At 58.6% G+C, this 26,347-nt stretch carries 24 protein-coding genes; 14 read left to right on the forward strand and 10 right to left on the reverse strand.

Translation table 11 applies throughout. The features are described from left to right. Nucleotides 1-84 precede the first annotated feature (84 nt). The 6 genes from OP495_RS06145 to can all read right to left on the reverse strand — a co-directional run bounded on the left by OP495_RS06145 (nt 85) and on the right by can (nt 6,635). The gene (locus tag OP495_RS06145; protein WP_280567866.1) at nt 85-1,149 is read right to left on the reverse strand and encodes an oligopeptide/dipeptide ABC transporter ATP-binding protein; all 1,065 of its coding nucleotides are present in this window, start codon (nt 1,147-1,149) and stop codon (nt 85-87) included. After that, on the reverse strand, nt 1,146-2,147 hold the full coding sequence (locus tag OP495_RS06150) for an ABC transporter ATP-binding protein (protein WP_280567869.1): 1,002 nt from the start codon (nt 2,145-2,147) through the stop codon (nt 1,146-1,148). The genes OP495_RS06145 and OP495_RS06150 overlap by 4 nt, the downstream gene beginning before the upstream one ends. Nucleotides 2,148-2,152: 5 nt before the next feature. After that, the gene (locus OP495_RS06155) at nt 2,153-3,094 is read right to left on the reverse strand and encodes an ABC transporter permease (protein ID WP_280561963.1); all 942 of its coding nucleotides are present in this window, start codon (nt 3,092-3,094) and stop codon (nt 2,153-2,155) included. Next, a complete protein-coding gene (locus OP495_RS06160; protein ID WP_280561965.1) occupies nt 3,091-4,140 on the reverse strand; it encodes an ABC transporter permease in 1,050 nt (349 codons plus the stop codon). The genes OP495_RS06155 and OP495_RS06160 overlap by 4 nt, the downstream gene beginning before the upstream one ends. A gap of 121 nt (nt 4,141-4,261) precedes the next feature. Further along, complete coding sequence (locus OP495_RS06165; RefSeq protein WP_280567872.1) at nt 4,262-5,848, reverse strand: ABC transporter substrate-binding protein; 1,587 nt, start codon at nt 5,846-5,848, stop codon at nt 4,262-4,264. A 148-nt stretch (nt 5,849-5,996) separates the two neighbouring features. Further along, nucleotides 5,997-6,635: a carbonate dehydratase gene (gene can, locus OP495_RS06170; protein WP_280567875.1), complete on the reverse strand. Its 639-nt coding sequence runs from the start codon at nt 6,633-6,635 to the stop codon at nt 5,997-5,999. A gap of 129 nt (nt 6,636-6,764) precedes the next feature. On the opposite strand from can, the gene gorA reads away from it, so the two are divergent. The 10 genes from gorA to yidD all read left to right on the forward strand — a co-directional run bounded on the left by gorA (nt 6,765) and on the right by yidD (nt 15,798). Next, complete coding sequence (gorA, locus tag OP495_RS06175; RefSeq protein WP_280567878.1) at nt 6,765-8,129, forward strand: glutathione-disulfide reductase; 1,365 nt, start codon at nt 6,765-6,767, stop codon at nt 8,127-8,129. Nucleotides 8,130-8,408: 279 nt separating this feature from the next. Continuing rightward, nucleotides 8,409-8,987: a diaminobutyrate acetyltransferase gene (gene ectA / locus OP495_RS06180; protein WP_280561971.1), complete on the forward strand. Its 579-nt coding sequence runs from the start codon at nt 8,409-8,411 to the stop codon at nt 8,985-8,987. A gap of 20 nt (nt 8,988-9,007) precedes the next feature. Continuing rightward, on the forward strand, nt 9,008-10,279 hold the full coding sequence (gene ectB / locus OP495_RS06185; RefSeq protein ID WP_280567880.1) for a diaminobutyrate--2-oxoglutarate transaminase: 1,272 nt from the start codon (nt 9,008-9,010) through the stop codon (nt 10,277-10,279). Between the two features lie 113 nt (nt 10,280-10,392). Further along, nucleotides 10,393-10,788 carry an ectoine synthase gene (locus tag OP495_RS06190; RefSeq protein WP_280561975.1) on the forward strand — a complete coding sequence of 132 codons (396 nt, stop codon included), beginning with the start codon at nt 10,393-10,395 and terminating at the stop codon, nt 10,786-10,788. 326 nt (nt 10,789-11,114) lie between these two features. Continuing rightward, on the forward strand, nt 11,115-11,948 hold the full coding sequence (locus tag OP495_RS06195) for an ATP-dependent zinc protease (protein ID WP_280567882.1): 834 nt from the start codon (nt 11,115-11,117) through the stop codon (nt 11,946-11,948). A gap of 81 nt (nt 11,949-12,029) precedes the next feature. Continuing rightward, nucleotides 12,030-13,538, forward strand: coding sequence for an inactive transglutaminase family protein (locus OP495_RS06200; RefSeq protein WP_280567885.1), 1,509 nt, complete (start codon nt 12,030-12,032; stop codon nt 13,536-13,538). Between the two features lies 1 nt (nt 13,539). After that, nucleotides 13,540-14,502 (forward strand): alpha-L-glutamate ligase-like protein, encoded by a 963-nt coding sequence (locus OP495_RS06205; RefSeq protein WP_280561982.1) that lies wholly within the window; start codon nt 13,540-13,542, stop codon nt 14,500-14,502. Between the two features lie 84 nt (nt 14,503-14,586). Next, the gene (locus OP495_RS06210; protein WP_280562372.1) at nt 14,587-15,036 is read left to right on the forward strand and encodes a transcriptional repressor; all 450 of its coding nucleotides are present in this window, start codon (nt 14,587-14,589) and stop codon (nt 15,034-15,036) included. Nucleotides 15,037-15,064: 28 nt separating this feature from the next. Further along, nucleotides 15,065-15,505 carry a phosphoribosyl-AMP cyclohydrolase gene (gene hisI / locus OP495_RS06215; protein ID WP_280561983.1) on the forward strand — a complete coding sequence of 147 codons (441 nt, stop codon included), beginning with the start codon at nt 15,065-15,067 and terminating at the stop codon, nt 15,503-15,505. 5 nt (nt 15,506-15,510) lie between these two features. Then, complete coding sequence (yidD, locus tag OP495_RS06220) at nt 15,511-15,798, forward strand: membrane protein insertion efficiency factor YidD (RefSeq protein ID WP_280567887.1); 288 nt, start codon at nt 15,511-15,513, stop codon at nt 15,796-15,798. Nucleotides 15,799-15,837: 39 nt separating this feature from the next. Here yidD and OP495_RS06225 read toward each other — a convergent pair whose 3' ends face one another. Together OP495_RS06225 and OP495_RS06230 are read right to left on the reverse strand one after the other, a co-directional pair. Next, nucleotides 15,838-16,248 carry a SufE family protein gene (locus tag OP495_RS06225; protein WP_280561985.1) on the reverse strand — a complete coding sequence of 137 codons (411 nt, stop codon included), beginning with the start codon at nt 16,246-16,248 and terminating at the stop codon, nt 15,838-15,840. Between the two features lie 27 nt (nt 16,249-16,275). Next, nucleotides 16,276-17,406, reverse strand: coding sequence for a site-specific integrase (locus OP495_RS06230; protein ID WP_280567927.1), 1,131 nt, complete (start codon nt 17,404-17,406; stop codon nt 16,276-16,278). A gap of 304 nt (nt 17,407-17,710) precedes the next feature. On the opposite strand from OP495_RS06230, the gene OP495_RS06235 reads away from it, so the two are divergent. Beyond that, on the forward strand, nt 17,711-18,676 hold the full coding sequence (locus OP495_RS06235; protein ID WP_280561986.1) for a DNA-binding protein: 966 nt from the start codon (nt 17,711-17,713) through the stop codon (nt 18,674-18,676). A 118-nt stretch (nt 18,677-18,794) separates the two neighbouring features. On the opposite strand, the gene nfuA is transcribed toward OP495_RS06235, so the two are convergent. Then, the gene (gene nfuA, locus OP495_RS06240) at nt 18,795-19,385 is read right to left on the reverse strand and encodes a Fe-S biogenesis protein NfuA (protein ID WP_280561989.1); all 591 of its coding nucleotides are present in this window, start codon (nt 19,383-19,385) and stop codon (nt 18,795-18,797) included. Between the two features lie 215 nt (nt 19,386-19,600). Here nfuA and metH point away from each other — a divergent pair, with 215 nt between their 5' ends. From metH to OP495_RS06255, 3 genes are all read left to right on the forward strand, one after another. Then, the gene (gene metH, locus OP495_RS06245; RefSeq protein WP_280567889.1) at nt 19,601-23,338 is read left to right on the forward strand and encodes a methionine synthase; all 3,738 of its coding nucleotides are present in this window, start codon (nt 19,601-19,603) and stop codon (nt 23,336-23,338) included. A gap of 133 nt (nt 23,339-23,471) precedes the next feature. Further along, nucleotides 23,472-25,124, forward strand: coding sequence for a nitrite/sulfite reductase (locus tag OP495_RS06250; RefSeq protein ID WP_280567892.1), 1,653 nt, complete (start codon nt 23,472-23,474; stop codon nt 25,122-25,124). Then, entirely contained in the window at nt 25,117-25,614 is a 498-nt protein-coding gene (locus OP495_RS06255) for a DUF934 domain-containing protein (protein ID WP_280561995.1), read from the forward strand. The genes OP495_RS06250 and OP495_RS06255 overlap by 8 nt, the downstream gene beginning before the upstream one ends. Nucleotides 25,615-25,728: 114 nt before the next feature. On the opposite strand, the gene smrA is transcribed toward OP495_RS06255, so the two are convergent. After that, complete coding sequence (smrA, locus tag OP495_RS06260) at nt 25,729-26,322, reverse strand: DNA endonuclease SmrA (protein WP_280567895.1); 594 nt, start codon at nt 26,320-26,322, stop codon at nt 25,729-25,731. Nucleotides 26,323-26,347: the final 25 nt, after the last annotated feature.

The raw sequence follows: 26,347 nt of genomic DNA on the forward strand, positions 1-26,347 counted from the left end.
GCCGCACGCCAGCCGAGGCGCACGGCGTCGCCCCGTTACGCTCAGGTAAACGGGGCACCGCAAGTATTTTGCTCCACAATACGCTCAGAGTCGGCCTTCCTCGACCGCATGACACGCCACCTGGTTGCCATCGTCGGTGACGATGAGCTGGGGTACCTCCTGGCGACAGCGCTCCATGGCGTGCGAACACCGGCCATGAAAGACACACCCCGAAGGAAGGTGAACCGGCGTGGGCACTTCGCCGGAAAGGCGTACATGCTCGGGGCGGTCATCTTCGAGACGGGGAATCGCCGAGAGCAGCGCTTGCGTATAGGGATGCTTGGGGCTCGCGAACAGCGAACGCGTATCGGCCAGCTCACACACCGTGCCCAGGTACATGACCGCTACGCGCGTGCCGAAATGCTCCACGACCGCCAAGTCATGGGTGATGAAGAGATACGTCAGATGACGTTCGGCCTGCGCGTCCATCAGCAGGTTGAGCACCTGTGCCTGGATCGACACATCGAGCGCCGAGATCGGCTCGTCAGCGACGATGAACTCAGGGTCGACGGCCAACGCTCGGGCAATCGCGATCCGTTGGCGCTGACCACCGGAAAACTCGTGCCCGAAACGCTTGCCCCATTCCGGGTCGATGCCCACCGACGCCATCACGTCGGCCACCTTGTCCTGAACCTGCGGTGTCGTCCAGTTCGGGTGATGAAAGCGCAGAGGTTCTTCCAGCGTCTGTTGAATCGTCATGCGCGGGTTAAGCGAGGCATACGGATTCTGGAAGATCATCTGCATACGCTGGCGATAGGGCAGTAGCCGCTTGCCACGCATGTTATCGATACGCTGACCGTCGTACGTAATCTCCCCGGCGCTGGGGGACAGTAGCCCCATGACCAGGCGCGCCACGGTAGACTTGCCACAGCCGGACTCGCCGACCACGCACAAGGCTTCGCCTCGGTGAACGCTGAGGTCCACGCCGTTGATGGCATGCACCTGCTCATTGCGTCGCACCAGGCGGCCTTTTTCGAAGTGCAACTGTTCGAGAAATCCGTCGGCTAGCGGGAAATACTTGTACATCCCGCGAATCTCCAGCAGGGACTCGGCCTCGGCGTGGGACTGAGACGCGATCACGGGTGATGCTTGGGCGGTAACGGCGTTCATGAGGCCTCCTTGGCGAGCATGTCACGCACCATGTGGCACGCGACCTCGCAATTCCCCGAGGTGACGAACTCGGGGACCTCTTCAAGGCAATCGCGGCGCGGCTGTCCCGAAGCGTCGTAACGATATTGGCAACGCGGATGAAATGCGCAACCGCTCGGCGTATTGGCGAGTGATGGCATCGAGCCGGGGATTTGATTGAGCCGGCTACCGGGCGTGGTCATCTGGGGCAGGGCATTGAGCAACCCCTGCGTGTAGGGGTGCTGGGCATCGTTGATGATTTCGCGCGTCGGTCCTTGCTCGATGACGCGCCCTGCGTACATGACCAGCGTACGCTGGGTCATCTGGCTGACCACTCCCAAATCATGAGTGATCAACACCAGTCCCACGTTGTGCTTCTCGCATAGCTCACGCAGGAGCGTCATGATTTCGGCTTGAATCGTCACATCCAACGCCGTGGTGGGCTCGTCGGCGACGATGATATCCGGATCCAGCAGGAGCGCGATCGCAATGATGATGCGCTGGCGCATGCCCCCGGAGAGCTCGTGAGGATACTGATCCAGACGCGTTTCCGGCGATGGAATATAAACCTGCTTGAGCTTGTGTAGGGCAATGGCGCGCGCTTCGCGTGTCGAGATGCGCCGATGCGCCTTCAGGCTCTCGACCATTTGCTCGCCAATGGAAAGCACGGGGTTGAGCGTCATCATCGGATCCTGAAAGATCATCGAGATCCGGTTGCCGCGCACACGACGCAGATCGCGCGCCGACATTCGCGCCAAGTCGTTTCCCTCGAAGCGAATGCTGCCGTCGGCGATATACCCCGGCTTGGCGATAAGATTGAGCAAGGTGAACGCGGCCACCGATTTGCCCGCGCCGGATTCGCCGACAATGCCCAGGCGCTCGCCGCGATCCAGCGTAAAGCTGACGTCACGCAAGGCGCGCACCTCACCTAGGCGCAAGGCGAAGCGCACATCGAGATTGGAAACTTCGAGTAAGGCCATATGCGTTACCCCTTGTAGAGCCGAGGATTCATGACGTCGCGCAGCCAATCGCCAAGCAAGTTGACCACCAGTACCAGCACCACGAGGACCGCGCCGGGAATCAACGTGATCCACCAGGACCCGGATTGCAGGTAATCGAAGCCAGACTTGATCAATGAGCCTAGAGAAGGCTGGGTTTCCGGCATGCCCAGGCCCAAGAAGGAGAGGGCGGCCTCGGAAATGATGGCATTGGCGATCTGCACGGTCGAGATGACGAAAATCGGTGAGAGCGTGTTGGGCAAGATGTGGCGGAACATGATGCGCCGGTCGCGATACCCCATGACACGGGCGGCATCCACGTATTCCTTGGAACGCTCGGCCAGCACCGAAGCACGCACCGTGCGGGCGTATTGCGGCCATTCAGCAAGCCCGATGATCAACACCAACAGCCAGACGGCATAGTCGCTATACACGGCACCGCCGAAGACAGCCTTGATCAACGCCCCGACGATGATGGCGACCATCAATGTGGAGAACGATAGCTGAATGTCCGCCAGACGCATCAGAAACGCATCGATCCGGCCACCCAAGTAGCCGGCCATCAGTCCTACGGTGACACCGATCAGCGCCTGGAGCATCACTGCCCCGAAGCCAATGATCAGCGAGACGCGTGCACCATAGAGAATCGTCGACAGCAAATCACGCCCCTGGGCATCGGTCCCCAGGGGAAAGAGCGGGTCGGCGCCATCGATCCACAAGGGTGGCAGCTCGGAGTCGAGAATGCTGATCTGGGTAAGATCGTAGGGGTTCATCGGCGCAAGCCACGGCGCGAAGATCGCCCCCAGCAGTAGACACAAGAAGATAGCCAGACAGAATTGCGCGATCCAATCACGCTTGAAGCTGTAGACCAGATAAGAATTACGGAAACGCTTCCAGCGGGAAGGCGTTGTTGCAGTCGGTGTCGTCATGCCGGCTTCCCTGTCAGTTTCACTGTCGGATTGATCAGTCCGTAGACCAAATCAACCAGCGTGTTGGTAACCACGAAGATCAAGCCGACAATCATCAAGTAGGTCACGATGAGCGGGATATCCGAGCGCTGGATGGCTTCGAGGAACATGAGCCCCATGCCCGGCCACTGGAAGACGGTCTCGGTCAGGATGGTGTAAGCCACCATGGTGCCGAGCTGAACGCCACCGACGGTAATGACTGGCAACATGGTGTTCTTGAGTGCATGCACGAAGTAGATGCGCTTGAGCGAGATCCCTTTGGCCGTGGCGAACTTGACGTATTCCGACTGCAGGACCTCGAGCATTTCGGCACGTATCAGACGAATGAACAGTGGTAGCATGATCGACGCCAACGAAACGGCGGGCAATACCAAGTATGTCAGGCCATCAAGGGAGAAGAAGTTGCTATCCCAGGTGCCGAAGAGATGCGTCAAGTCGTTGCCGCGACCGTATGACGGCATCCCGCCTTCGGTGGACAGCACACCGTTGAGCCACTGTCCCCAGCCCGTATCCACCGGAAACGGCGAGAAATCGACGCCAATTGCGAAGAGTTGAATCAACATGATGGCCGTCAGGAAAACGGGGATCGAAATACCGATGATGGACACGCTCATGAAAAAGCGTGACAGGGCCGATCGTGGGCGTATGGCACAGTAGACCCCAATGGGCACCGAGAACACTACGATAATGAGTGTCGCGGCAATCACCAGTTCCAGCGTCGCCGGTAAATGGCGCTGGATGACCTCTGTCGTCGGCTCGTTGAAAAAGTACGAGTAACCGAAATCGCCTTGCAGGGCGTTGGTCGCGAAGCGACCGTACTGCACGAGGAAAGAGTCGTTGAGCCCCAGCTCCTCTCGCAGTTCGGCCCGTTGGCTCTCCGGCACGGACTGTCCCACCATCTGCTGGATGGGATCGCCCAGATTGCTCTGGATGGCGAAACTGATAACGCTGATGACGAACATGACCACGAAGGCATGCATCAGTCGCTTGATCAGAAAAGCGATCATGGATGGCGTGTCCTGTTAAACGGGCATCTCCGTCCCATGCCCTGAATGGGCTGGGCCGGAGAAACATCATGAATGGGAATAGGGCAATGCCGCCCGATGGCGGCATTGCATGGTCGCGTTCTTACTGTTCGACCACGAGATCCCCGAGATATGGGAAGTTCATGACATTCACCACGGGCTCGAGCTTGACGTTCTTCTTCGCCGCCCAGGCAAGATCCTGCCAGTGCAGCGGCATGAAGGCGGCGTCGTCATACAGCGCCTTCTCGACCGCCTGCAACATCTTCGCGCGCTTGTCACGATCGGTTTCGATATTCGCCTGCGCGACTTTCTCGTCGATTTCCGGGTTGCAGTAGTTGGCCGCGTTGTACTGGCCAGCCCCTGTTTCGGGGTCCGGGCACTCGGTGAGGTACTGATACAAGTTGGCGGAGTCTTCAGTATCGGCATGCCAACCGATCATCATGATGTCGGCAGCGCGATCGTCGTATTCACCCCAATACTGCGCTTTGGGCAAGGTCTTGAGGTCCACGTCGATATTAATGCGCGATAGCATCGTGGCCACCGCCTGGGCGATCTTGGCGTCGTTCACGTAGCGGTTGTTGGGCGCCATCATAGTGACCGAGAAGCCATCTTCGTAGCCCGCTTCCTTCATCAACTCCTTGGCTTTCTCGACGTCATAGCGCGGTTCCAGGCTATCGTTGTAACCGTCGTAGCCCTTGGGAGAGAGTTGCGCTGCTGGGGTCGCGAAGCCTTTCATCAGACGGTCGGCGATGGCTTGCTGATTGACCGCGTAGTTGAAGGCCTTGCGGACACGTGGGTCCTCGAACGCTTCTACACGCTTTTGATTGAGCTGCATGAGGATAATGCGCGTCCCTGACATGGTGGTCAGCTCGACATTCTTGTCGGCTTTAACGCGTTCCAGGTCATTGGGCGGCACAGGGGCGATGAAATCGACATCACCGGACAACAATGCCGACACACGGGTGGCGTTCTCGCCGATCGGCGTCAGCACGAGACGTTCGACATTGCCCGGGGAATCTTTGTCCCAGTAATCATCGAAGCGCTCGAACTCGACCTTGACGCCTTGTTGTCGCGACACGACCTCATAGGGGCCAGTGCCCGACGAGTGCCGCGATGCGAAGGAATCGCCATTCTTGACGATTTCGTCCTTGGGATCGCCGTCTTCCGTCTTGCCGGAGTAGTACTCGCTATCCATGGGGAAGATATAGGTTGCGAGGTTGAGAACGAGTGGGTAGGGCTTATGCGTCTTTATTTCGACGGTGTGTTCGTCGATGGCGTTTGCCGAAGCGATGGGATCGAAGATCGCCTTGAAATCGGCACTGCGCTTCAGACGGTTGATGGTCCAGACCACGTCCTCGGCCGTGAAGTCGTTACCGGTATGGAATTTGACGCCATCACGTAGCGTGAAGCGCATCGTCTTGTCGTCGATGCGTTCCCAGTTCGCCGCCAGGCGCGGCTCGAACTTGACGTCCTTGGTCCAGCGCACGAGGGGATCGTGCGTCAGATGCGAAAGCTGAAGAATGCCGCCGGAAAGTTGTTCGTGGATATCCAACGACACCGGGTCGGCATCGTACGCCATGCGTAATGTCACGGGATCACTATCGCTGGACGAATCTTGCGCCAGCGCTGGCAGTGGAAGCACGACGAAAGCGCCGAGCAACGAGGCCAGGAGAGTCTTCTTATCGATCATGTTGAAGCCCTATTGTGTATTGTTATGCGACGAGAATCGTCAGCTTCAACATAAAGAGCTTTATGTAACCACGACAATCGAAATCTTGATGGTCGCCATTCGTTAGATGAATAACGCCGTCCTGGCAGCTTCCTGCGCGTGATGGGTATCAGCGCACGACTTGATCGAAACGATGAATGTGTGCGGCTTCGTCGAGTTGCGATACCGTGCACTCTAGATCGTTCACACAGCCGTCGGCCAAGCCGTAGACCCAACCATGCACCGATAGTTTTTGTCCTCGCTGCCAGGCACGCTGCACGACCTTGGTACGACATAGGTTGGCGACTTGTGCGCGTACGTTGAGTTCGCACATCCGATCGACCTTTTCGTCGAACGATAGCGGCGCCAGCACCTCACGGTTGATGCTGTACAATTCGCGAACGCTGTGCAGCCAGTAGTCGATCATGCCGTTATCGCCGTCGGTGATTGCGGCCCGCACGCCACCGCAGCCATAGTGGCCGACCACCATGATGTGCTCGACCTGCAGCACATCAACCGCGAATTGCACCACCGACAGCGCATTCATGTCATTGTGATACAGCAGATTGGCCACGTTGCGATGCACGAAGACTTCGCCCGGTGGCAAATCGATGATCTGGTTTGCCGGCACGCGGCTGTCCGAGCACCCGATCCACAGATAGTCGGGATTCTGCTGATGCGACAAGCGCTCGAAGAATTCCGGGTCACGTTCGCGAACACTAGCCGCCCACTCACGATTTTGTTCCAGCAGCTTCTTGATATCGCTCATGTAATTCTCTTCATGCAGAGGGTATTCCAACAACTTTTACCTCCTGTGCTAGCAAGCGTCAATCTAGCCCCTCCCTCAGCGTTCGCCGGACTGTTATCATCTGCGTCATTGAAAAGTCAGGAGATCGACGTGGCTCAGTACGATTACGACCTATTTGTCATCGGCGCGGGCTCCGGTGGTGTACGCGCCGCACGCACGGCGGCCGCCACAGGGGCGCGCGTCGCCATCGCCGAAGACCGCTATCTCGGTGGCACCTGTGTGAATGTCGGGTGTGTGCCCAAGAAGCTCTATTCCTATGCAGCGCATTTCCACGATGCCTTCGAGGATAGTGCCGGCTTCGGCTGGACACTGCCCGAGGCACCACGCTTTGACTGGGCCACGTTGCGCGACAACAAGATCGAGGAGATCAAGCGCCTCAACGGTATTTACGAGCGCTTGCTCGATGGCGCCGATGTCACGTTGATCAATGGTCGCGCTCGGATTACCGGGCCGCATAGCGTCGAGATCAACGGCGAAACGGTCGCCGCCGAGAAGATCCTGGTCGCGACCGGCGGCTGGCCCTGGGTGCCCGATATCGAGGGCGCGGAACATGCTGTGGATTCCAACCGCGTCTTCGATTTAGAGACCTTTCCCGAACGTTTCCTGGTACTCGGCGGTGGTTATATCGCGGTCGAGTTCGCCAGCATCTTCAATGGTCTCGGCAGCGACGCGCACCTGGTCTATCGCGGCGAGCTGTTTCTGCGCGGCTTCGACCGTGAAGTGCGTGAGTTCACCCGTGACGAGATGCAGAAGAAGGGCGTCAACCTGCACTTCGAAACCACCATCGAGCGTATCGAGCCGGTCGGCAATGCCTACCGCGTAAGTCTGACCAATGGCGAAACGCTGGAAGTGGACGTCGTGCTGGCGGCCACCGGACGCCGCCCGAATCTTGCCGGCCTGGGGCTCGATACGCTCGATGTCGAACTCAACCCCAATGGCACTTTGAAGGTAGACGAGCGTTATCAGACCTCCGAACCCTCGATCCTTGCCCTGGGCGACGTGACTGGCGCCCCTGAGCTCACCCCTGTGGCGCTCGCCGAGGCCATGCATCTCGTTCAGCACCATTACGGTGATGCGACGCCGGGGCCTCTGGATTACCAGGACATCGCCACGGCAGTCTTCTGTCATCCCAATATCGGCACCGTCGGCCTGAGCGAAGAAGAAGCGCGCGAACAGTGTGAGGCTGGGGTACGCATCTACCGCACCGACTTCCGGCCCATGAAGCACACGCTCTCGGGCAGTCAGGAACGTTGCCTGATGAAGCTGGTGGTCGACGACGCGACCGACCGTGTGGTCGGTGCCCACATGGTGGGCGACGATGCCGGCGAACTCATTCAGGGGATCGCCATCGCCGTGCGCGCACGCCTGACCAAGACCGACTTTGACGCCACGGTGGGCATTCATCCCACTAGTGCCGAGGAGTTCGTCACAATGCGCTCCTTGTCACGTCACTAGCGATGTGATGAAGTTTCGAATAGCAAACGGGCCACCGAGGTGGCCCGTTTGCGTTGATACACTACGAAAAGGCGTCTCAGGCAATGCATACGCATCATGATTGACTAGACTAAGAAAAGTCGTGGTCACATAAGCTCAGGATAGCGGTGCATTACATATACGCATATCCGATTATAACGTTTGCTTATTTGATAGCGACATAACGATAACGTCTTACTTTGATCAATGCATAAGTCGCTGTTATTATTGAGCGCACATTCGCCATTAGCGAAAATGGATATGACACCCACGACCGAGAACTTCACGCCTTCCGCCGATCTGGCGCGTCCTAGCGTCGCCGACACCGTCATCGGCAGTGCACAGAAGACTCTTTTTATCCGCAAGCCCACGACCGATGATGGGTGGGGAATCTACGAGCTCGTCAAAGCGTGCCCCCCCTTGGATGTCAACTCAGGATACGCCTATCTACTGCTCGCGACGCAGTTTCGCGACACCTGTGCTGTGGCCACGGACGAAGAAGGGGAGATCGTCGGTTTCGTCTCCGGTTACGTGAAGCGCAACGCGCCGGATACCTATTTCCTGTGGCAAGTGGCCGTCGGTGAGAAAGCCCGCGGAACGGGCTTGGCACGGCGTCTCGTCGAAGCCGTACTGCTACGCTCCGGGATGAGCGATGTCCGCCATCTCGAAACTACCATCACACCCGATAATGAGGCATCGTGGGGTCTGTTCAAACGCCTTGCCAACCATTGGCAGGCACCGTTGAACAGCCGTGAGTATTTCTCCACAGGGCAACTGGGTGGCGAGCACGATCCGGAAAATCTCGTCCGAATCGGCCCGTTCGAGCCGCAACGAATTTGACCCGCTTAAAGAGGCAATCTATGCAGACCGAGATTCTCGAACGTATGGAATCTGAAGTTCGGACCTATTCGCGTTCGTTTCCCACCGTTTTCACGGAAGCCAAGGGTGCCCGTCTGCACTCTGAAGACGGTAAGCAGTACATCGACTTCCTCGCGGGCGCCGGCACGCTGAACTACGGCCACAACAATCCCCACCTCAAGCAGGCGCTGGTGGATTACATCGCGTCAGACGGCATCGTTCATGGCCTCGACATGTGGACCCAGGCCAAACGCGAGTATATGGAAACTCTCGAAGAGGTGATCCTCAAACCGCGTGGGCTGGACTACAAGGTTCAGCTCCCGGGGCCGACGGGTACCAATGCCGTGGAAGCCGCGATTCGCATCGCGCGCAATGCCAAAGGGCGTCATAATATCGTCGCCTTCACCAATGGTTTCCATGGGGTCACCATGGGGGCGCTGGCCACTACGGGTAATCGCAAATTCCGTGAAGCCACCGGCGGCATCCCGATGCAGAGCGGAAGCTTCATGCCCTTCGATGGCTACATGGGCGAAGGCAACGATACCCTGAGCTATTTCGAAAAACTGCTGGGCGACAACTCCAGCGGTCTCGATATTCCCGCCGCCGTGATCGTCGAAACGGTGCAGGGCGAGGGCGGTATCAATCCGGCCAGCATTCCATGGCTACAACACCTGGAGAAAATCTGCCGCGCCCACGACATCCTGTTGATCGTCGATGACATTCAGGCAGGCTGCGGTCGTACCGGCAAGTTTTTCAGCTTCGAGCATGCCGACATCAAACCGGACATCGTCACCAATTCCAAATCGCTGTCAGGCTACGGACTGCCGTTCGCTCACGTGCTGATGCGCCCAGAACTGGACATCTGGAAACCTGGTCAATACAACGGCACGTTCCGTGGGTTCAGCCTTGCTCTCGTCACAGCCGCCGCCGCCATGCGCCACTTCTGGAGCGACGATACCTTCGAGCGTGATGTGCAGCGTAAAGGCGGCATCGTCGAAGAGCGCTTCCAGAAAATCGCCACCTTCATGACCGAGCAAGGGCATGAAGCCAGCGAACGTGGCCGTGGCCTGATGCGTGGCCTGGATGTCGTCGACGGCGATATGGCCGACAAGATTATCGCTCAAGCCTTCAAGAACGGCTTGATCATCGAAACGTCAGGTCACTCCGGCCAGGTCGTCAAATGCCTGTGCCCGTTGACCATCTCCGACGAAGACCTCAATGGAGGTCTGGATATCCTTGAACGCAGCGTCAAGGAAGTCATTGGTCAAGCCTGAACGCGCTATTCGTTAGTCCACTAAGTTGTTATCGTCACATACGTTACAGTGGACTTTGGATGTGGCCCGCGAGATCGCGGGCCCTTTATTGAGCCCCATGGAGGATGCGCGACATGATCATTCGTAACCTGGAAGAGTGCCGCAAGAGCGAGCGTTTCGTCGAAGCCGACAACGGCAACTGGGACAGTACACGCCTGGTGTTGGCCGACGACAATGTTGGTTTCTCATTCAACATTACCCGCATTCATCCGGGTACCGAGACCCACATCCACTACAAGCATCACTTCGAAGCCGTGTTTTGCTATGAAGGTGAAGGTGAAGTCGAAACACTGGCTGATGGCAAGATCCATCCCATCAAGGCCGGTGACATGTATTTGCTCGACCAGCACGATGAACACCTGCTGCGCGGCAAGGAAAAAGGCATGACCGTCACATGCGTGTTCAATCCCGCCTTGACCGGGCGTGAAGTACACCGCGAAGACGGCTCCTACGCGCCGCTCGACGAATAAGCGCTAGCGTCTAGTGCGACCGCAAAAACGCTGCCGAGTATGGCAGCGTTTTCTTTTGTGTATGAGTTGGTGAGGACGTCGTTCAACGTCATGGAAGGTGGCGATAATAGACGATGAATAGTGTTGGCGATTGTGTTCGTGTTGGCACACCTCTGGGTTCGCATAATATATATTATGTTAAATACTATATTTTATCTCGTGTCAGTAATGGACACCTGAGCAACTGAATCCGTATGATCAAGCGCGTTTTTTCAGGCGCCTGAGCCTCACGCCCTCTCGTTTCGTTTTAAATGCGTTGCCAAGATGGCCCTCGACAGGAATATGCTATGCGCTCCCGCTCGTTATTTCTTTCCGCTTTGTGCGTTGGTGTGCTGACACTCGGAGGTTGCGTCGCACCACAAGCGACACATCACACCGACGACTTGACCGAGACGGCTTTCAACCAACGCCTGGAAAGACTAGAAAACAACCTGGCACTACGCTGCTCGACCCAAACCGAGCTGTTACGCGTTCAAGCCGAGCGTGCGCAGCGCATCGGTAACAATGTGCGAGCCAATGGCAAGCTGCTGCGTCATTTACGTGCCGATGTCGAGAATATCGGTCAAGAACCGCGCGTAGTGACCACGTGTCCCATCGAGCAAAGCGATACGGCCAGCAAGGAAATGCTGGGACGCAATGAATGGGTCGGCTTTCCCACGGTCAGCACCTATCTCAAGGCTCGTGTAGATTCCGGTGCCAATACTTCCTCACTTTCGGCGCATGACGTGACGGAATTCGAACGTGATGGCGAAAGCTGGGTGCGTTTCAAGCTGGCGCTCGAAGATGATGAGCCAGCCGTCGACGGTATGCGTGACGATGTCATCGAGGCGCCGGTGACACGCCGCGTCAAGATCATTCAAGCATCGGGTACCGATAGCCGCCCCGTGATCAGCTTGCTGATGACACTGGGCCCCCTGAAGCAGCGCGTCGAGTTCACGCTCAACGATCGCTCGCATCTCGATTACCCCGTCTTGCTGGGCCGGCGCTTCCTCATGGATATTGCGCTGATCGACGTCAGCCAGGCCTACATCCACCCGCGGCCGGAATTTCCCGGTGGCAAGAGCGCAGCAGAGGCGGACAAGGACCAGCAGGACAACGATAGCGAGGAAGAAGCTCGCTGAGTCGGCCCCATGGCCCATCTCGATAACCTCTAGTTTTTAGACGGCGTCACAGCAGCGCCGCCTTATCGACAAGGATAATGCATGTCTCGAGTGCCCTTTTACCTGTTGGTCGGCACCTTGCTGGCCATCGGTATCGTCTTGACCATCTTCCGGCATTTTCACTACGACGTTCCCTTCATGCCGGGTGAGCAACGGCAGGTGTGGGAAGTCGAGGCACAGGTCAATTTCGATGCCGAGAACGGCCCCGTCAGGGTCGATCTTGCCCTGCCCTCCACTCAGCCCGGTTTTCGTCTGCTGACGGAAAACACTGCCTCCTCGGGATTCGGATTGTCATATCTGCGTGACGACAAGGCACGCCATGCGCAGTGGGCAATCCGGCAAGCCAATGGGCCCCAGCAACTTTATTACTCGGCTCAGCTGCTGGTGACCGATGGCGAGGAGGAGTTTCTAGCCGAGCCCCCGGCATTGCAACGCGATATCGGCTGGGAGCGGCCCTACGACACGGCTGCCAGAGAAGTCATTGGTCAGGCACATGCGCGTTCGGCGGATGCCTTCACGTTCACGCGTGAGTTGATCAAGGAATTCACCGATCAACGTCAGGGAGAAAACGCCCGACTCCTGCTCTCTCAATACGAGCGTCCTGTCTTGCTGACCCGCTTGCTCAATCAAGCCGATGTTCACGCTCGGATCGTCAATGGCTTGAGGCTGGAAGACGGCCGTCGTCGACAGTCGCTGACCCCGTGGCTGCAAGTGTTCGAAAACGACAAATGGGTACTGATCAACCCCCGGACGGGCGATCAAGGCAAGCCGGATGATCTCTTGCTGTGGGAGCGTAACGGCAATGCCGTGCTCGAAGTCCAGGGAGGCAGCAACTCTCGCGTGACTTTCTCGATGTTGCGTCATAACGAGCCGGCATCGGTCGCGGTGCGTAATCAGTTTGCCGACGACACCCTGCTCAACTTCTCCATTCACAGCTTGCCCATCGAGGAACAGGCACTCTTCAAGACGATCCTCTTGATTCCCATCGGAGCGCTGGTCGTCGTGCTGCTGCGTGTTCTCGTGGGGCTCGAGACCTCCGGTACTTTCATGCCGGTATTGATCGCGCTGGCCTTCATCCAGACGACCTTGATCACTGGCTTGGTCGGCTTCCTGCTCGTCGTCGCCGTGGGCCTGGTGATTCGCAGCTATCTATCGCGACTCAATCTATTACTGGTGGCGCGAGTGTCGGCGGTGATCATCACGGTCATCGCCATCATTTCGTTATTCTCGGTCATGGCCTATCGCTTCGGCCTCAACGCAGGGCTGACCATTACCTTTTTCCCGATGATCATTCTCTCCTGGACCATCGAGCGCATGTCGATCCTATGGGAGGAAGAAGGTCCCAAGGAAGTCTTCAAGCAGGGATTTGGCAGCCTGTTGACCGCCGTGCTGGCCTATCTGGCCATGAACAATCCCTGGGTACGCCATATCACCTTCAACTTCCTGGGCGTACAGCTGATTCTCATGTCCATGATTCTGCTGCTGGGGAATTATACCGGGTACCGTTTGCTGGAGTTGCGACGCTTCCAACCCTTGGCGAAGGATGACTGACATGTGGGCGACTCCAGCCAGGTTGCAAGCCAAGGGCGTCATCGGCATGAACCGCCGCAACATACGCTACATCGGCCGCTATAACGATCGCCGGCTCTATCCTCTCGTCGACGACAAGCTGCAGACCAAGCTCTTGACCAAACGCCACGGAATCACCACGCCGGACTTGATTGGCACCGTGAGCACGCAGTTCGACGTGAAGCACGTCATCGAGATGGTGAAAGACGCGCCCGGCTTCGTCATCAAACCCGCCAAGGGCAGTGGTGGCAAGGGCATTCTCGTCGTCGAACGTCAGCAGGATGGTGGTTACATCAAGCCCAATGGTGCGCGTATCGAGCGTGTGGACCTGGAACGCCACGTATCCAATATACTGTCCGGACTTTATTCGCTGGGCGGCACATCCGATGTCGCCGTGATCGAGTCATTGATCGCTTTCGATGAAGTTTTCGCCGCGTATACCTACGAAGGCGTGCCCGATATCCGCGTCATTATTTTCCGCGGATATCCGGTCATGGCGATGATGCGCCTTTCCACGGCGGCATCGGATGGCAAGGCCAACTTGCACCAGGGCGCGGTCGGCGTAGGACTCGATATTACCACGGGGGCGGCCTTGCGAGGCGTACAGTTCAATCGCCCCCGTGAAGACCATCCCGATACCGGTCGTGGCCTGGCCTCCTTGCACGTTCCAGGCTGGGATGCCCTGCTCCACCTGGCAGCCAGTTGCTATGAAGTGACCGGGCTCGGTTACTTGGGCACCGACATGGTACTCGATCGCCACCACGGCCCAATGCTCCTCGAGCTCAACGCACGCCCGGGACTAGCCATTCAGATGGCCAATGGCGAAGGACTTCGGCGGCGGCTGGACCTGATCGAGAAACAGACCGAGACACGCTCGATCGAGGCACGCGTCGCTTTCGCGCAGCAGCATTTCGCCCGGGAAGGCGAGCTGGCTAGCTCCGCATGATCACGTCTGAAAATGAGGTGCGTCTGGCCCCACCCTAGGCAACGGCGTAGAATGCTCCGCATTACCGAGACCGATGGTGTTGCGATGCTCGATTCCCATGCGCTACTGACTCAGGCCGAACGCCAGTGCCAACAGCACGGTGCGCGCTTCACCCCGATACGCCGGCGTGTTCTGGAAATGATCGCCACATCGCCTGGTGGTCTCAAGGCTTATGATCTACTTGACCGTCTCGCGACGGAACATGCCTCGGCGCGCCCTCCAACTGTCTACCGTGCGTTGGAATTCCTCATCGAGCAAGGCTTGGTACATCGCATCGAGTCGCTCAATGCCTACGTCGCCTGCCCCTGTCCCGAACACGCGCATGGCTTTCAACTTCTGATATGCCGTGCATGCGGACGAGTGGAAGAATTGCATCTCGATAACGTCAATGAGCAACTGGCTCAGGAGGCTCATCAACAGGGCTATCGTATCGAGCGGCAGACTATCGAACTACTGGGGGTGTGTGCGTCGTGCATTGCACAAGCTTCTGCCTAACTCATCAACGCCAAGACAACGATATGCCATGACTGACCTCTTCAAGCAACTCGAGCCGGCCCCGCAAGACACGCGCGAACCGACAAACACACTCCTCGACGCCGCGCATTGGAATGATGACGGGCTGATTCCCGCCATTGCGCAGCAGCATGAGAGTGGCGAAGTATTGATGATGGCGTGGATGAATCGGGCCGCGCTGGAGGAAACGCTCACCACCGGACGTGTCTGTTATTGGTCACGTTCACGCGGCAAGCCGTGGCGCAAGGGCGAGTCCTCGGGGCAGGTTCAGCGGCTAATGGCGGCGTACCTCGACTGCGACGGTGACACTCTATTGCTGAGCGTCGATCAGCAAGGTCCTGCGTGCCATACCGGGCGGCGTAGCTGCTTCTACATTGCATTGGGCGAGGAAACCTCGGAAGTCGACAGCGCCCCGCTGATGGAACCCGCCGAGCTATACGGCCAGCGCTAGTCGCCATGCGTCGCCTTCTTCGCAAGTGCCTTTCCGGTTTCATGATCGGCCTGCTGCGCGGCTACCAGTACGTCATCAGCCCCCTGCTCGGCCCGCGCTGCCGCTTCTGGCCCAGTTGCTCGCAATACGCCGTGGAGGCCATCCAGATTCATGGCCCCTTAAAAGGTGGCTGGCTGGCGCTCAAGCGAATCTTGAAATGCCATCCTGGCCACCCCGGCGGTGTCGACCCCGTGCCGCCCGGACCAGGTGAATGTGGCTCTCACGCCGATCACGAGCGCCCCGATACGCACTGACGGTTTTCCACGTATCCGGCAACTCACCATTCAGCCAAGCTACGCGGCTTGCTTGGCCACCGTATAGATACGATCCAGCATGGAATGTAGCCCGTTGCTGCGCGTCGGTGACAAATGCTTGTCGAGGCCAAGCTCGCCCAGGAAGTCCGGCGGCGTCGCCTGAATCTCACTGGGCGGCCGGTCGTTGTAGATCCGCAATAGAACAGCAATCAGCCCCGAGACGATGGCAGCATCGGAGGTCGCATCGAAATGCAGCCGGCCATCCTCCAGGCGGTCGTGAATCCAGACATTGGACTGACAACCCTGAATCTTGGTGTCATCGCTTTTCAACGACTCAGGGAATGTCGGCAATTGTTTGCCCATGTCGATGATGTACTGGTAGCGATCCATCCAGTTATCGAATATGGCGAACTCATCGGCTAGTTCGGCTTGTGCTTCGCGTGCTGTCATGCGCCCTCCTCGCAATTCGTTTGCCCATTATAACGTGCCATCGTCATGCGTGTCGGCGTCCGTGAGCCGGTGATGTGCCAATTGACGATGCCATTCTTCAGCCTCGGCGTGCAGATAACGCGCAGTGGTATCCAGGCGCGCATGGCGGGCGGTACGCGCCAGATAACGCAGCTCCACGCCGGCCTGTGCCTGATGCGTCAACGCAGTATGGCGCAGCCAATGGGGGGTGGCCTGCTTCAACGGCGCACGCGTGGCTTCGGCAAGATCATCAAGGGCATGGAAACCTGCGCGAAATGCCTCGCGGATCAGCCGATAGAGCTGGTTGCCCCCTACTCCGCGCCGACCATCCAGCGCACGCAGCAGCGGCGTGGTATCGTCGGGCTCAGGCTGCGGCGACATGCCCAGCGTCATTCGCCAATCCGCGAGCAGCGTCATCATGTCAGGCGGCACCGGCACCTCAGCCAGCTTGTCGCCCTTCCCCACGACCCGCCACCACCAGCGTCCTTCGCGCTGAATGAAGTCTCCCATGCAGGCCTGTGACATTTCGCCAAGGCGCGGCGCCAGCAGATAGGCAAAGCCGAACAGAAATCGACGCCGCGCCCAACGATAATAGGCGCCGTCGCCCGCCTGCGGGGATGGCGGCACTTGTAGCCATGCCCAGAAGCGTTGCCACAGCGTCCTTTCGAGATAACGCTCGATACGTTCACTGCGATTGTCCATGCGCCGACGTTTGTCGCGCATCAGACGAAACGGATTGTGCTCGAGCCATCCTGCCTCGACCAGCCAGGCGAACATGCCTTGCAGAATGACCAGTGCCTGACGTCGGCTGGCCGCCGATAGCGGCTGACGAAACGGCCGCCACTGCCGCGCATGCCGAGCCCGAGACGGTCCCTGCCACAGTGCCGCCGGTTGCGGATCGGCCAGGAATCGCTCATAGGTGTCCAGGGTGTCACGTTGGACGTCGACCAACGCCTCGCCGCGCCGCTGAAGCCACAACAACAAACGTTCGGCTTCCTTGCGATACGCGCGCCAGGTCTGAGGACTCGACTGGAATTCACGCAACCAGGACGCCACGGCTTCCACATCGGTATGGGCCGAGATGTGCGCCCCACGCCTTGTGCCGCGCACCTCAACCGCTTCCTTCGCTGTTGACTCCATCGCCACGGTTCCCGTTTCGAGCGCGACGATCGCCTCGAGTTGTCCTTCCTGCTCAGGTTCTTCCGGCTTCTGCCCTCGCTCGTGCTGCATGGCGCTTGATGCCTTCTCTATCCCTATTGCCGGACAGTGTCCGGTGTTACGCTCAAAAAATCAAGATAATGCGCGTAATCTTGAATTTTTTGCCAATTTCATAATGTATTTTACGTATTATGTTTAATGTAATATTGGCCAATTCCGAGTAACGAGGTATGCTGCAAGGAATAATCAAACGCCCTGTGTGGCGGCCGGTACATAAGGACTCGACATGGCCCGCAACGGCATTCAATACGAGGACGTGCAACACGCGATCGATACGCTGCTACGTCAAAACGACGCGCCCACCGTCCAGAAGATCCGCGACATCCTGGGCACGGGGAGCTTCACGACGATCAGCGATCATTTGCGGGAGTGGCGTTTACGACGAGAGAAGAACCGGGATGTCACGACGAGCGATACCCCGCCTGAGGCGCTACAGGCATGGATGACGGATCTCTGGGAAAAAGCCCAGTCACTGGCGGCTGAATCCCTGGCGCATTACCGCCAGGAAGCCGATCAGCGTATCGAAGAAACGCAAGCCGAGGCCCAAGCCGCCGCTCGCAAGGCAGCGGACGCCGAAGAACGTCTAGCGGCGTTGAACACGCACTTCGAGCAGGCCCAGGCACGGCTGGAAGAAAAGGCAATGCAGCTGGCCAACGCACAAAGCGAACTGCAAGCGGCCCATCAGCAGGAAACCCAGCAAGCACGACGCGTGAAGCAGCTCGACGAGGAATGCCAGAAACATCAGCGCCAACTGGAAACCGCTCGTAGCGAGCATCGCGACGCCGTGGCGGAACTTTCGCGCGAGCATCAAACTCAGTTGAAACAAGAAGAACAGCGCCACGAAGCGGCGGAAGCACGTTTGATGGGGCTTCTCGATGACGCGCGCCAAGAGCGCCAGAATATCGAGAAACAGGCCCAAAAACGCACGGCGTCCCAGGAACAGAAACTCGAGCGTGTGCAGGCCGAACTCGCCGAGCAGCGCCGTCAGTACACGACGCTGGAGGAGAAAGCGCGCAGCGAAACCTCCCAGCGGCAGGCATTGGAAAGCAAATTGCGGGAGAGCGAAGGTCAATTACAGCAAACACAAAGCGACAACCGGCGCGCAGAGCGTGAGCTCGAGCAGCAGCACGCCATCAATCGCGAGTTGCGCGAAAAGCTGGCGCGTCTGCCACTACCGCCCTTCGTCGTCTAGCTCGAATAAGGACACTCCCCGGCTGCCAGAGCTAGTAATGAAGAAAGCCCGCACATGGCGGGCTTTCGATACTGGCTTGGGACTTCCACGATTTGGGAGTGGTCGCGCCCAGCGCCGATCAGCGGTAATAGGCGTTGGTATCATCGGTATGGTCAGTGACGTCACGGATACCGACCAGCTCGGGGACGCGCTCGACCAGCGTCTTTTCGACCCCGTCTTTAAGGGTGATATCGACCGCCGCGCACCCTTGGCAACCCCCGCCGAACTGCAGTACGGCGAGATTCTCCTCGGTCAACTGCATCAGACGAACTTCACCACCATGCGCCGCCAAGCCGGGATTGATTTCACTGTAAAGCACGTAGTTGACGCGATCCTCAAGCGGGCTGTCGGCGTTAACCTGTGGCATCTTGGCATTAGGCGCCTTGATGGTCAGCTGACCACCCATGCGGTCCGAGTTGAAGTCGACTACCGCCTCTTCAAGGAATGTAATGCTATTTTTCTCGAGATACACCGCGATCTTGTCCAGGTCGAGCCTTTCGTCACTCGGCTCTTCCTCACCCGGCCGGCAGTAAGCCAGGCACGTTTCGGCGTATGGCGTCCCCGGCTGGGTAATGAAGATGCGCACCGCGATGCCTTCGACGTTCTGCTTGGCCAACAGCTCGGCAAGGTACTCTTGAGCGCTGTCGGTAATTTGGATGGGCTGGCTCATAAAACGTTACTCTCTACCTGAGATGTTGTCTTCATGGTATGAAAAAGCATCGCCCGACACAATCCCGAGTATTTTGCTGGGTCTTGTCGACTGCTCACATTGCGGCGCTTCTGGTACCATTCCCGTCTCGTATACTGTCTGCGTGACATCGGCCTCGTGCCGATCTCGCTGACGTTCGCCCTATCGCTCGGATCCCGCTGGAGAAATACGTCGACATGCCTGCCGCCACTGCTTCGTCATTGACACTCGCCGCTTCGTTCTCGTCGCTTCACGAACAGCTGGCACGGCGCATCATGATCCTCGATGGCGGCATGGGCACCATGCTCCAGGGCCACGAGCTGAATGAAGACGACTTTCGGGGACAACGCTTCGCCGGCTGGCCGGGCGATCTCAAGGGCAACAATGACTTGCTGGTGCTGACGCGTCCTGATGTGGTGCGTGACATTCATCGCGCCTATCTCGAAGCTGGCGCGGACATCGTCGAGACCAATACCTTCAACAGCACCCAATTGTCGCAATCCGATTACGGCATGCAGGCCCTGGTGCCCGAGATCAACCGTGAAGCGGCGCACCTGGCCAAGGACGTCTGCGAGGCAGTGGGCTCGGAAACCGGCGTGCCCCGTTATGTGGCTGGCGTACTGGGGCCAACCTCACGCACGGCGTCACTCTCGCCGGATGTCAACGATCCCGCCAAGCGCAATGTCACGTTCGATCAGTTGTTCGACAACTACTACGAGGCGGCCGACGCCCTGATCGACGGCGGTGTCGATCTGTTCATGCTCGAGACCATCTTCGACACACTCAACGCCAAGGCAGCCATCTATGCGCTCGAAAGGCTATTCGAGGCGCGCGGCGCGCGTTGGCCGGTGATGATATCGGGCACCATCACCGACGCCTCCGGGCGCACGCTTTCCGGACAGACCACCGAGGCGCTCTGGAACTCGATCCGTCACGCTCAACCGCTGTCCGTAGGGCTCAATTGCGCCCTTGGCGCGGCAGAACTGCGTCCCTATCTCGAAGAACTTTCCCACAAGGCCGATACCTTTGTCTCGGCGCACCCCAACGCGGGGCTGCCCAACGAGTTCGGCGAATACGACCAGACCGCCGAGGAAATGGCATCGATCGTGCGTGAATTCGCCGAAAGCGGCATGGTCAATATCATCGGCGGCTGTTGCGGTACCGCGCCGGAGCATATTGCCGCCATTCGCGAGGCAGTGAGCGAGCTGGCGCCCCGTCACGTCGCCGAGCGCCCCAAGGCCTGCCGTCTCGCAGGGTTGGAGCCATTCAACATCGAAGCGGACTCGCTATTCGTCAACGTCGGCGAGCGTACCAACGTCACTGGGTCGGCACGCTTCAAGCGCTTGATCAAGGAAGAAGACTACACCACCGCTCTCGAAGTCGCGCTGGAGCAGGTCGAGAACGGCGCTCAGGTCATCGACATCAACATGGACGAGGGCATGCTCGAGTCCCAGGAAGCCATGGTGCGCTTTTTGAACCTGATCGCCTCGGAGCCTGATATCTCGCGCGTACCGATCATGCTCGACTCTTCGAAGTGGGAGATCATCGAGGCGGGGCTTAAATGCGTCCAGGGCAAGGCGGTGGTCAACTCGATCTCGCTCAAGGAAGGCGAAGACGCCTTTCGCCAACAGGCCATGGCCTGCCATCGCTACGGGGCTGCCATCGTGGTCATGGCCTTCGACGAGCAAGGCCAGGCGGACACCTTCCAGCGCAAGACGCAGATATGCGAGCGCGCCTACCGACTGCTGGTCGACGACATCGGCTTTCCGGCCGAAGACATCATCTTCGATCCCAATATCTTCGCCATCGCTACGGGCATCGAGGAGCACAACAACTACGCCGTCGATTTCATCGAGGCTTCGCAGTGGATTCGCGAGCATCTGCCGCATGCCATGCTCTCGGGTGGCGTGTCCAACGTCTCGTTCTCGTTTCGCGGGAACAACGCGGTGCGCGAAGCGATCCACTCGGTGTTCCTCTACCATGCCATCAAGGCCGGACTGAGCATGGGCATCGTCAACGCCGGGCAGCTCGCGGTCTACGACGACCTGCCCGCTGAACTGCGCGACGCAGTCGAAGACGTGGTCCTCAACCGTCGCGACGACGGTACGGAGCGCTTGCTCGACATCGCCGACAAGTACAAGGGCGACGGCAGCGGTGGCGAGAAGAAGGAAGATCTGGAATGGCGTAGCTGGGAAGTCGAGAAACGCATCGAGCATGCCTTGATCAAGGGCATTACCGCGTACATCGAAGACGACACCGAACTGGCGCGACAACGTGCCGAGCGCCCGATCGAGGTCATCGAAGGCCCCCTGATGGATGGCATGAACGTGGTCGGCGACCTGTTCAGCGATGGCAAGATGTTCCTGCCCCAGGTGGTCAAGTCGGCGCGGGTCATGAAACAGGCGGTCGCCTATCTCATCCCTTACATCGAAGCCGAGAAGAGCGCGGGAACCCAGGCCAAGGGCAAGATCGTCATGGCCACGGTCAAGGGCGACGTTCATGATATCGGCAAGAACATCGTCGGCGTGGTTCTACAGTGCAACAACTACGAGGTCATCGACCTCGGAGTGATGATGCCGGCGGAGCAAGTCTTCGCCGCCGCGCGCGAGCACAACGCCGATATCATCGGCCTATCCGGGCTGATTACGCCGTCGCTGGACGAGATGGTCCATGTGGCCAAGGAAATGCAACGCCAGGGATTCACCACCCCATTGCTGATCGGCGGCGCGACGACCTCCAAGGCCCACACCTCAGTCAAGATCGCGCCACAGTACGAACAACCGGTCATCTACGTCAGTGATGCCTCGCGCGCCGTCGGCGTCGCCAGCCGTTTGCTATCGCCGACCCTCAAGCCGAGTTATGTCGAGGAAATACGCGAGGAATACGACAAGGTCCGCGAGCGCAACGCCAAGCGTCGCCCCAAGGCCGCCGACCTCGCTTACAATGAGGCGCGCGAACGCCAACCCGCGCTCGATTGGGCCGATTACACGCCGCCCGAACCGACCTTCAGCGGGCTCAAGATATTCGATGATTATCCGCTGGAAGAGCTGGTCGAACGCATCGACTGGACGCCCTTCTTCATGAGCTGGCAGCTATCCGGCAAGTATCCCAAGATTCTCGAGGATAAGGTGGTTGGCGAGGCGGCCCGCAGCCTGTTTGCCGATGCTCGGACGATGCTGCGCAAGCTGATCAATGAGCATCACATAACGGCGCGTGGCGTGATCGGCATGTGGCCGGCCAACAGCGTCGATGACGACAGCCTCGAGATCTATGCCGACGCCTCGCGCCGCGAGGTGATCGAGCGTCTTCATCATATTCGCCAGCAGACCACCAAGAACCGCGACGGTATCTGCCAGAGCCTTGCCGACTTCATCGCGCCACGAGACCTGGAAAACGGCGAGCCCAGCGACAAGCAGGACTGGATCGGCGGTTTCGCAGTAACTACCGGACACGGCGCGGACGAGCTGGCAAAGCAATACGAAGCGGCCGGCGACGACTACAACGCCATCATGGTCAAGGCCCTGGCCGATCGCTTGGCGGAAGCTTTCGCCGAACGCATGCACGAGCGTGTACGCAAGGAATTCTGGGGCTATGTGCCCAATGAAGCCCTGGACAACGACGCGCTGATCGCCGAGAAATACCAGGGCATCCGTCCTGCTCCCGGCTATCCCGCCTGCCCGGATCATACCGAAAAGGCGACGCTCTTCCGGCTATTGGATGCCACGGCCAAGACGGGAATCGAGCTGACCGACAGCTACGCCATGTGGCCTTCGGCAGCGGTCTCCGGTTGGTATTTCTCGCATCCGCACTCGAAGTACTTCTCCACCGGCAAGATCGGGCGGGATCAGGTCGAATCGCTGTCGATGCGCAAGCAGATGCCGTTGAAGGAGCTCGAGCGCTGGCTGTCGCCCGTGCTGTCCTACGATCCTGAATGAGAGACGTCATCGCATGATCTTTTTAATAACATAAATGCAATAAGCTATTATTATTTATTCTTTCAAAGAATATAGAAGGCAGGGTAAGGTGCCCTGCTACGGCAATCCATGTGACTAGCAGGACACCGCCTGTATGTATCGGTACGACACGTACGACCAAACGCTCGTCGACGAGCGCGTCGCCCAGTTCCGCGACCAGATGCGCCGCTATCTCGAAGGCAAGATCAGCGACGAGGAATTTCTACCGCTGCGCGTGCAGAACGGTCTTTATGTTCAGCGCTATGCGCCGATGCTGCGTATTGCCATTCCATACGGCATGCTGGCCTCCCATCAGCTACGCAAGCTGGGCGAGATCGCCGCACGCTACGATCGCGGCTATGGCCATTTCACCACACGCACCAACCTGCAGCTGAACTGGCCGAAACTCGAAGACGTACCGGACATCCTGGCCGACCTGGCTAGCGTGCAAATGCATGCCATTCAGACCAGCGGCAACGACATCCGCAACACCACGACCGATCAATTCTCCGGCATCGCCGGCGACGAAGATGTCGATCCCCGCCCTTGGTGTGAGTTGATTCGTCAGTGGTCGACCTTTCATCCGGAGTTCGCCTACTTGCCACGCAAGTTCAAGATCGCCGTCACCGGTGCCGAAGAAGACCGCGCAGCTATCCAGGTACACGATGTGGGTCTTCGCTTCTGGCGCAATGAAGCGGGTGAGGTCCGCGTCAAGGTGCTGGCCGGTGGCGGGCTGGGCCGCACGCCGATGATCGGCGCCGTGATGTGTGAAGACCTGCCGTGGCAGCACCTGCTGACGTATCTCGAAGCCATCCTGCGCGTCTACAACCAATACGGACGGCGCGACAACAAATTCAAGGCGCGTATCAAGATTCTGGTCAAGGCGCTGGGCATCGACGAATTCCGGCGTCGCGCCGAAGCGGAATGGGCGCATCTTAAAGATGGTCCTCAGACGCTGACCGACGAGGCGATTTCCGCCGTGGCTGACCACTTCGTCGAGCCGCCACGTCGTGCCGTGGCTGAGGATGCCATCCAGGCCTACGAGCGGTTGCGTGGTGAAAACCGCGGCTTCGCACGTTTCGTGACCAATAACGTCACCGATCACAAAGTCCCCGGTTACAAAGCCGTGACGCTATCGCTCAAGCGCCACGACCATTCGCCCGGCGACGTGACCTCCGAAGACATGGCTGCCGTCGCGGACCTGGCCGACGAATTCGGTCATGGCGAGCTGCGCGTCACGCACGAGCAGAACCTAGTGCTAACCGATGTGCCAGTTGATCGTATGGAAGCACTCTGGCAACGACTCGAGACGCTGGGCATGGCCAATCCCACTGTAGGTACCCTGGCCGACCTGATTTGCTGCCCCGGTGGCGATTACTGTTCGCTGGCCAATGCTAAGTCGATCCCGGTTGCCCAGGAAATCCAGCAGCGCTTCGAGAACCTCGACTTCCTGTATGACCTGGGGCCGCTGGAGCTCAATATCTCCGGCTGCATGAACGCCTGCGGACATCACCACGTGGGTCACATCGGCATTCTTGGCGTCGACAAGAAAGGCGAAGAGTATTACCAGATTTCACTGGGTGGTAGTCAGGGCAACGAGTCTTCACTGGGCAAGATTCTGGGTCCGTCTTTCTACCGGGAAGACGTGACCAACGTGATCGACAAACTGTTGCAAGTCTATGTCGGCGAACGTACGCCCGACGAGACGTTCATCGACACCTATCGCCGCATCGGCTTGAAACCCTTCAAGGAGCATGTCTATGCCTGATCAGTCACGCACCCTGATCGCCGAGCGCCGCGTCCAGGACGATGAATGGGTACTTTGCGAGGCAGATGCATCACGCCCCCAGAACGAGCGCATCATCGTCCCGCTGGTGGAATGGCAGGAAATGTCCCGCGACGACGTCGCGCCGTTGCTGGCCAGCGATACCGAGCTCACACCCGCACTCGCCGAGCAACTGCTCGATGCGCCGCTGATTGCCATCGACTTTCCCAAATTCACCGATGGACGCGGCTACAGCATTGCGCGTCAGCTTCGAGAGCGTCATGGGTATCAGGGGCAGATTCGCGCAGTCGGCGACGTCCTGATCGATCAACTTTATTACATGTCGCGCTGTGGCTTCGATGCCTTCCTGCTACGCGAGGATCAAGTCATCGAGGACGCACTCAATGCCCTGGACACGTTCAGCCTCAGCTATCAGCCTGGCACTGACACGCTGGAGCCTCTGTTCAGACGGCGTATGCGCGAAAGCGCCTGATCTGGCCAGGCATTGGCCGACACGCTCACACGAGAACGTCGTCGGCCTTTTCCTCACTTCTTCCCCGTTTTTTCTCTCCGACAGCCCGCTTTTTCTCCCCCTACAGAAAGGGAGTCAGCCACGCCGTTTCTGTTGGCGCTCGCGATTTCTGGCGCGGGCACGCTCCGACTTTCGCAACATGGCATAGGTGGCGCCCAAGCCACCATGACTTTTATGCGCCGAGGCATAGGCCTGCACATCGTCGAACTGCGCTAGCCACTTACCGACGTAGGAACGCACGATATTCGCATGCCCTTCGGCTTCCTTGCTGCGACCATGCACGATCAACACACAGCGCAAATCATGCTCGCGCGCGTCTCTTATGAACCGGAACAGTTCGCGGCGGCATACCTCAAGCGGCCTCTTCTGTACGTGCAAATACGCCTCCGGGGCATAACCACCATGTCGCAAACGCTCGAGCACACCGATCTGAATGCCATCCCGGCGATACTCGATGGAGTCGGCCGGCCCTATCAGATCGACGAATTCATCGGATAAGAAATTGCTCTCCTTGTCGTCGGCCTCGGCCTGAGCACGGCGTGTCAATTGAGCCTCGGAAGGGGCGGAGGGTGAATGCTCGACATCCGCCTTGTCGCGTCCTTTGGTCAAGGGCTGAACGTCTTCCCCTAACGCCTGCCGAAATAGATCGTCCCGCATGTGCTGGCTCATTGGTTTGCTTTCCTATGGCCCACGA

It is taken from the genome of Chromohalobacter sp. 296-RDG (assembly GCF_029889885.1).
GTDB lineage: Bacteria > Pseudomonadota > Gammaproteobacteria > Pseudomonadales > Halomonadaceae > Chromohalobacter.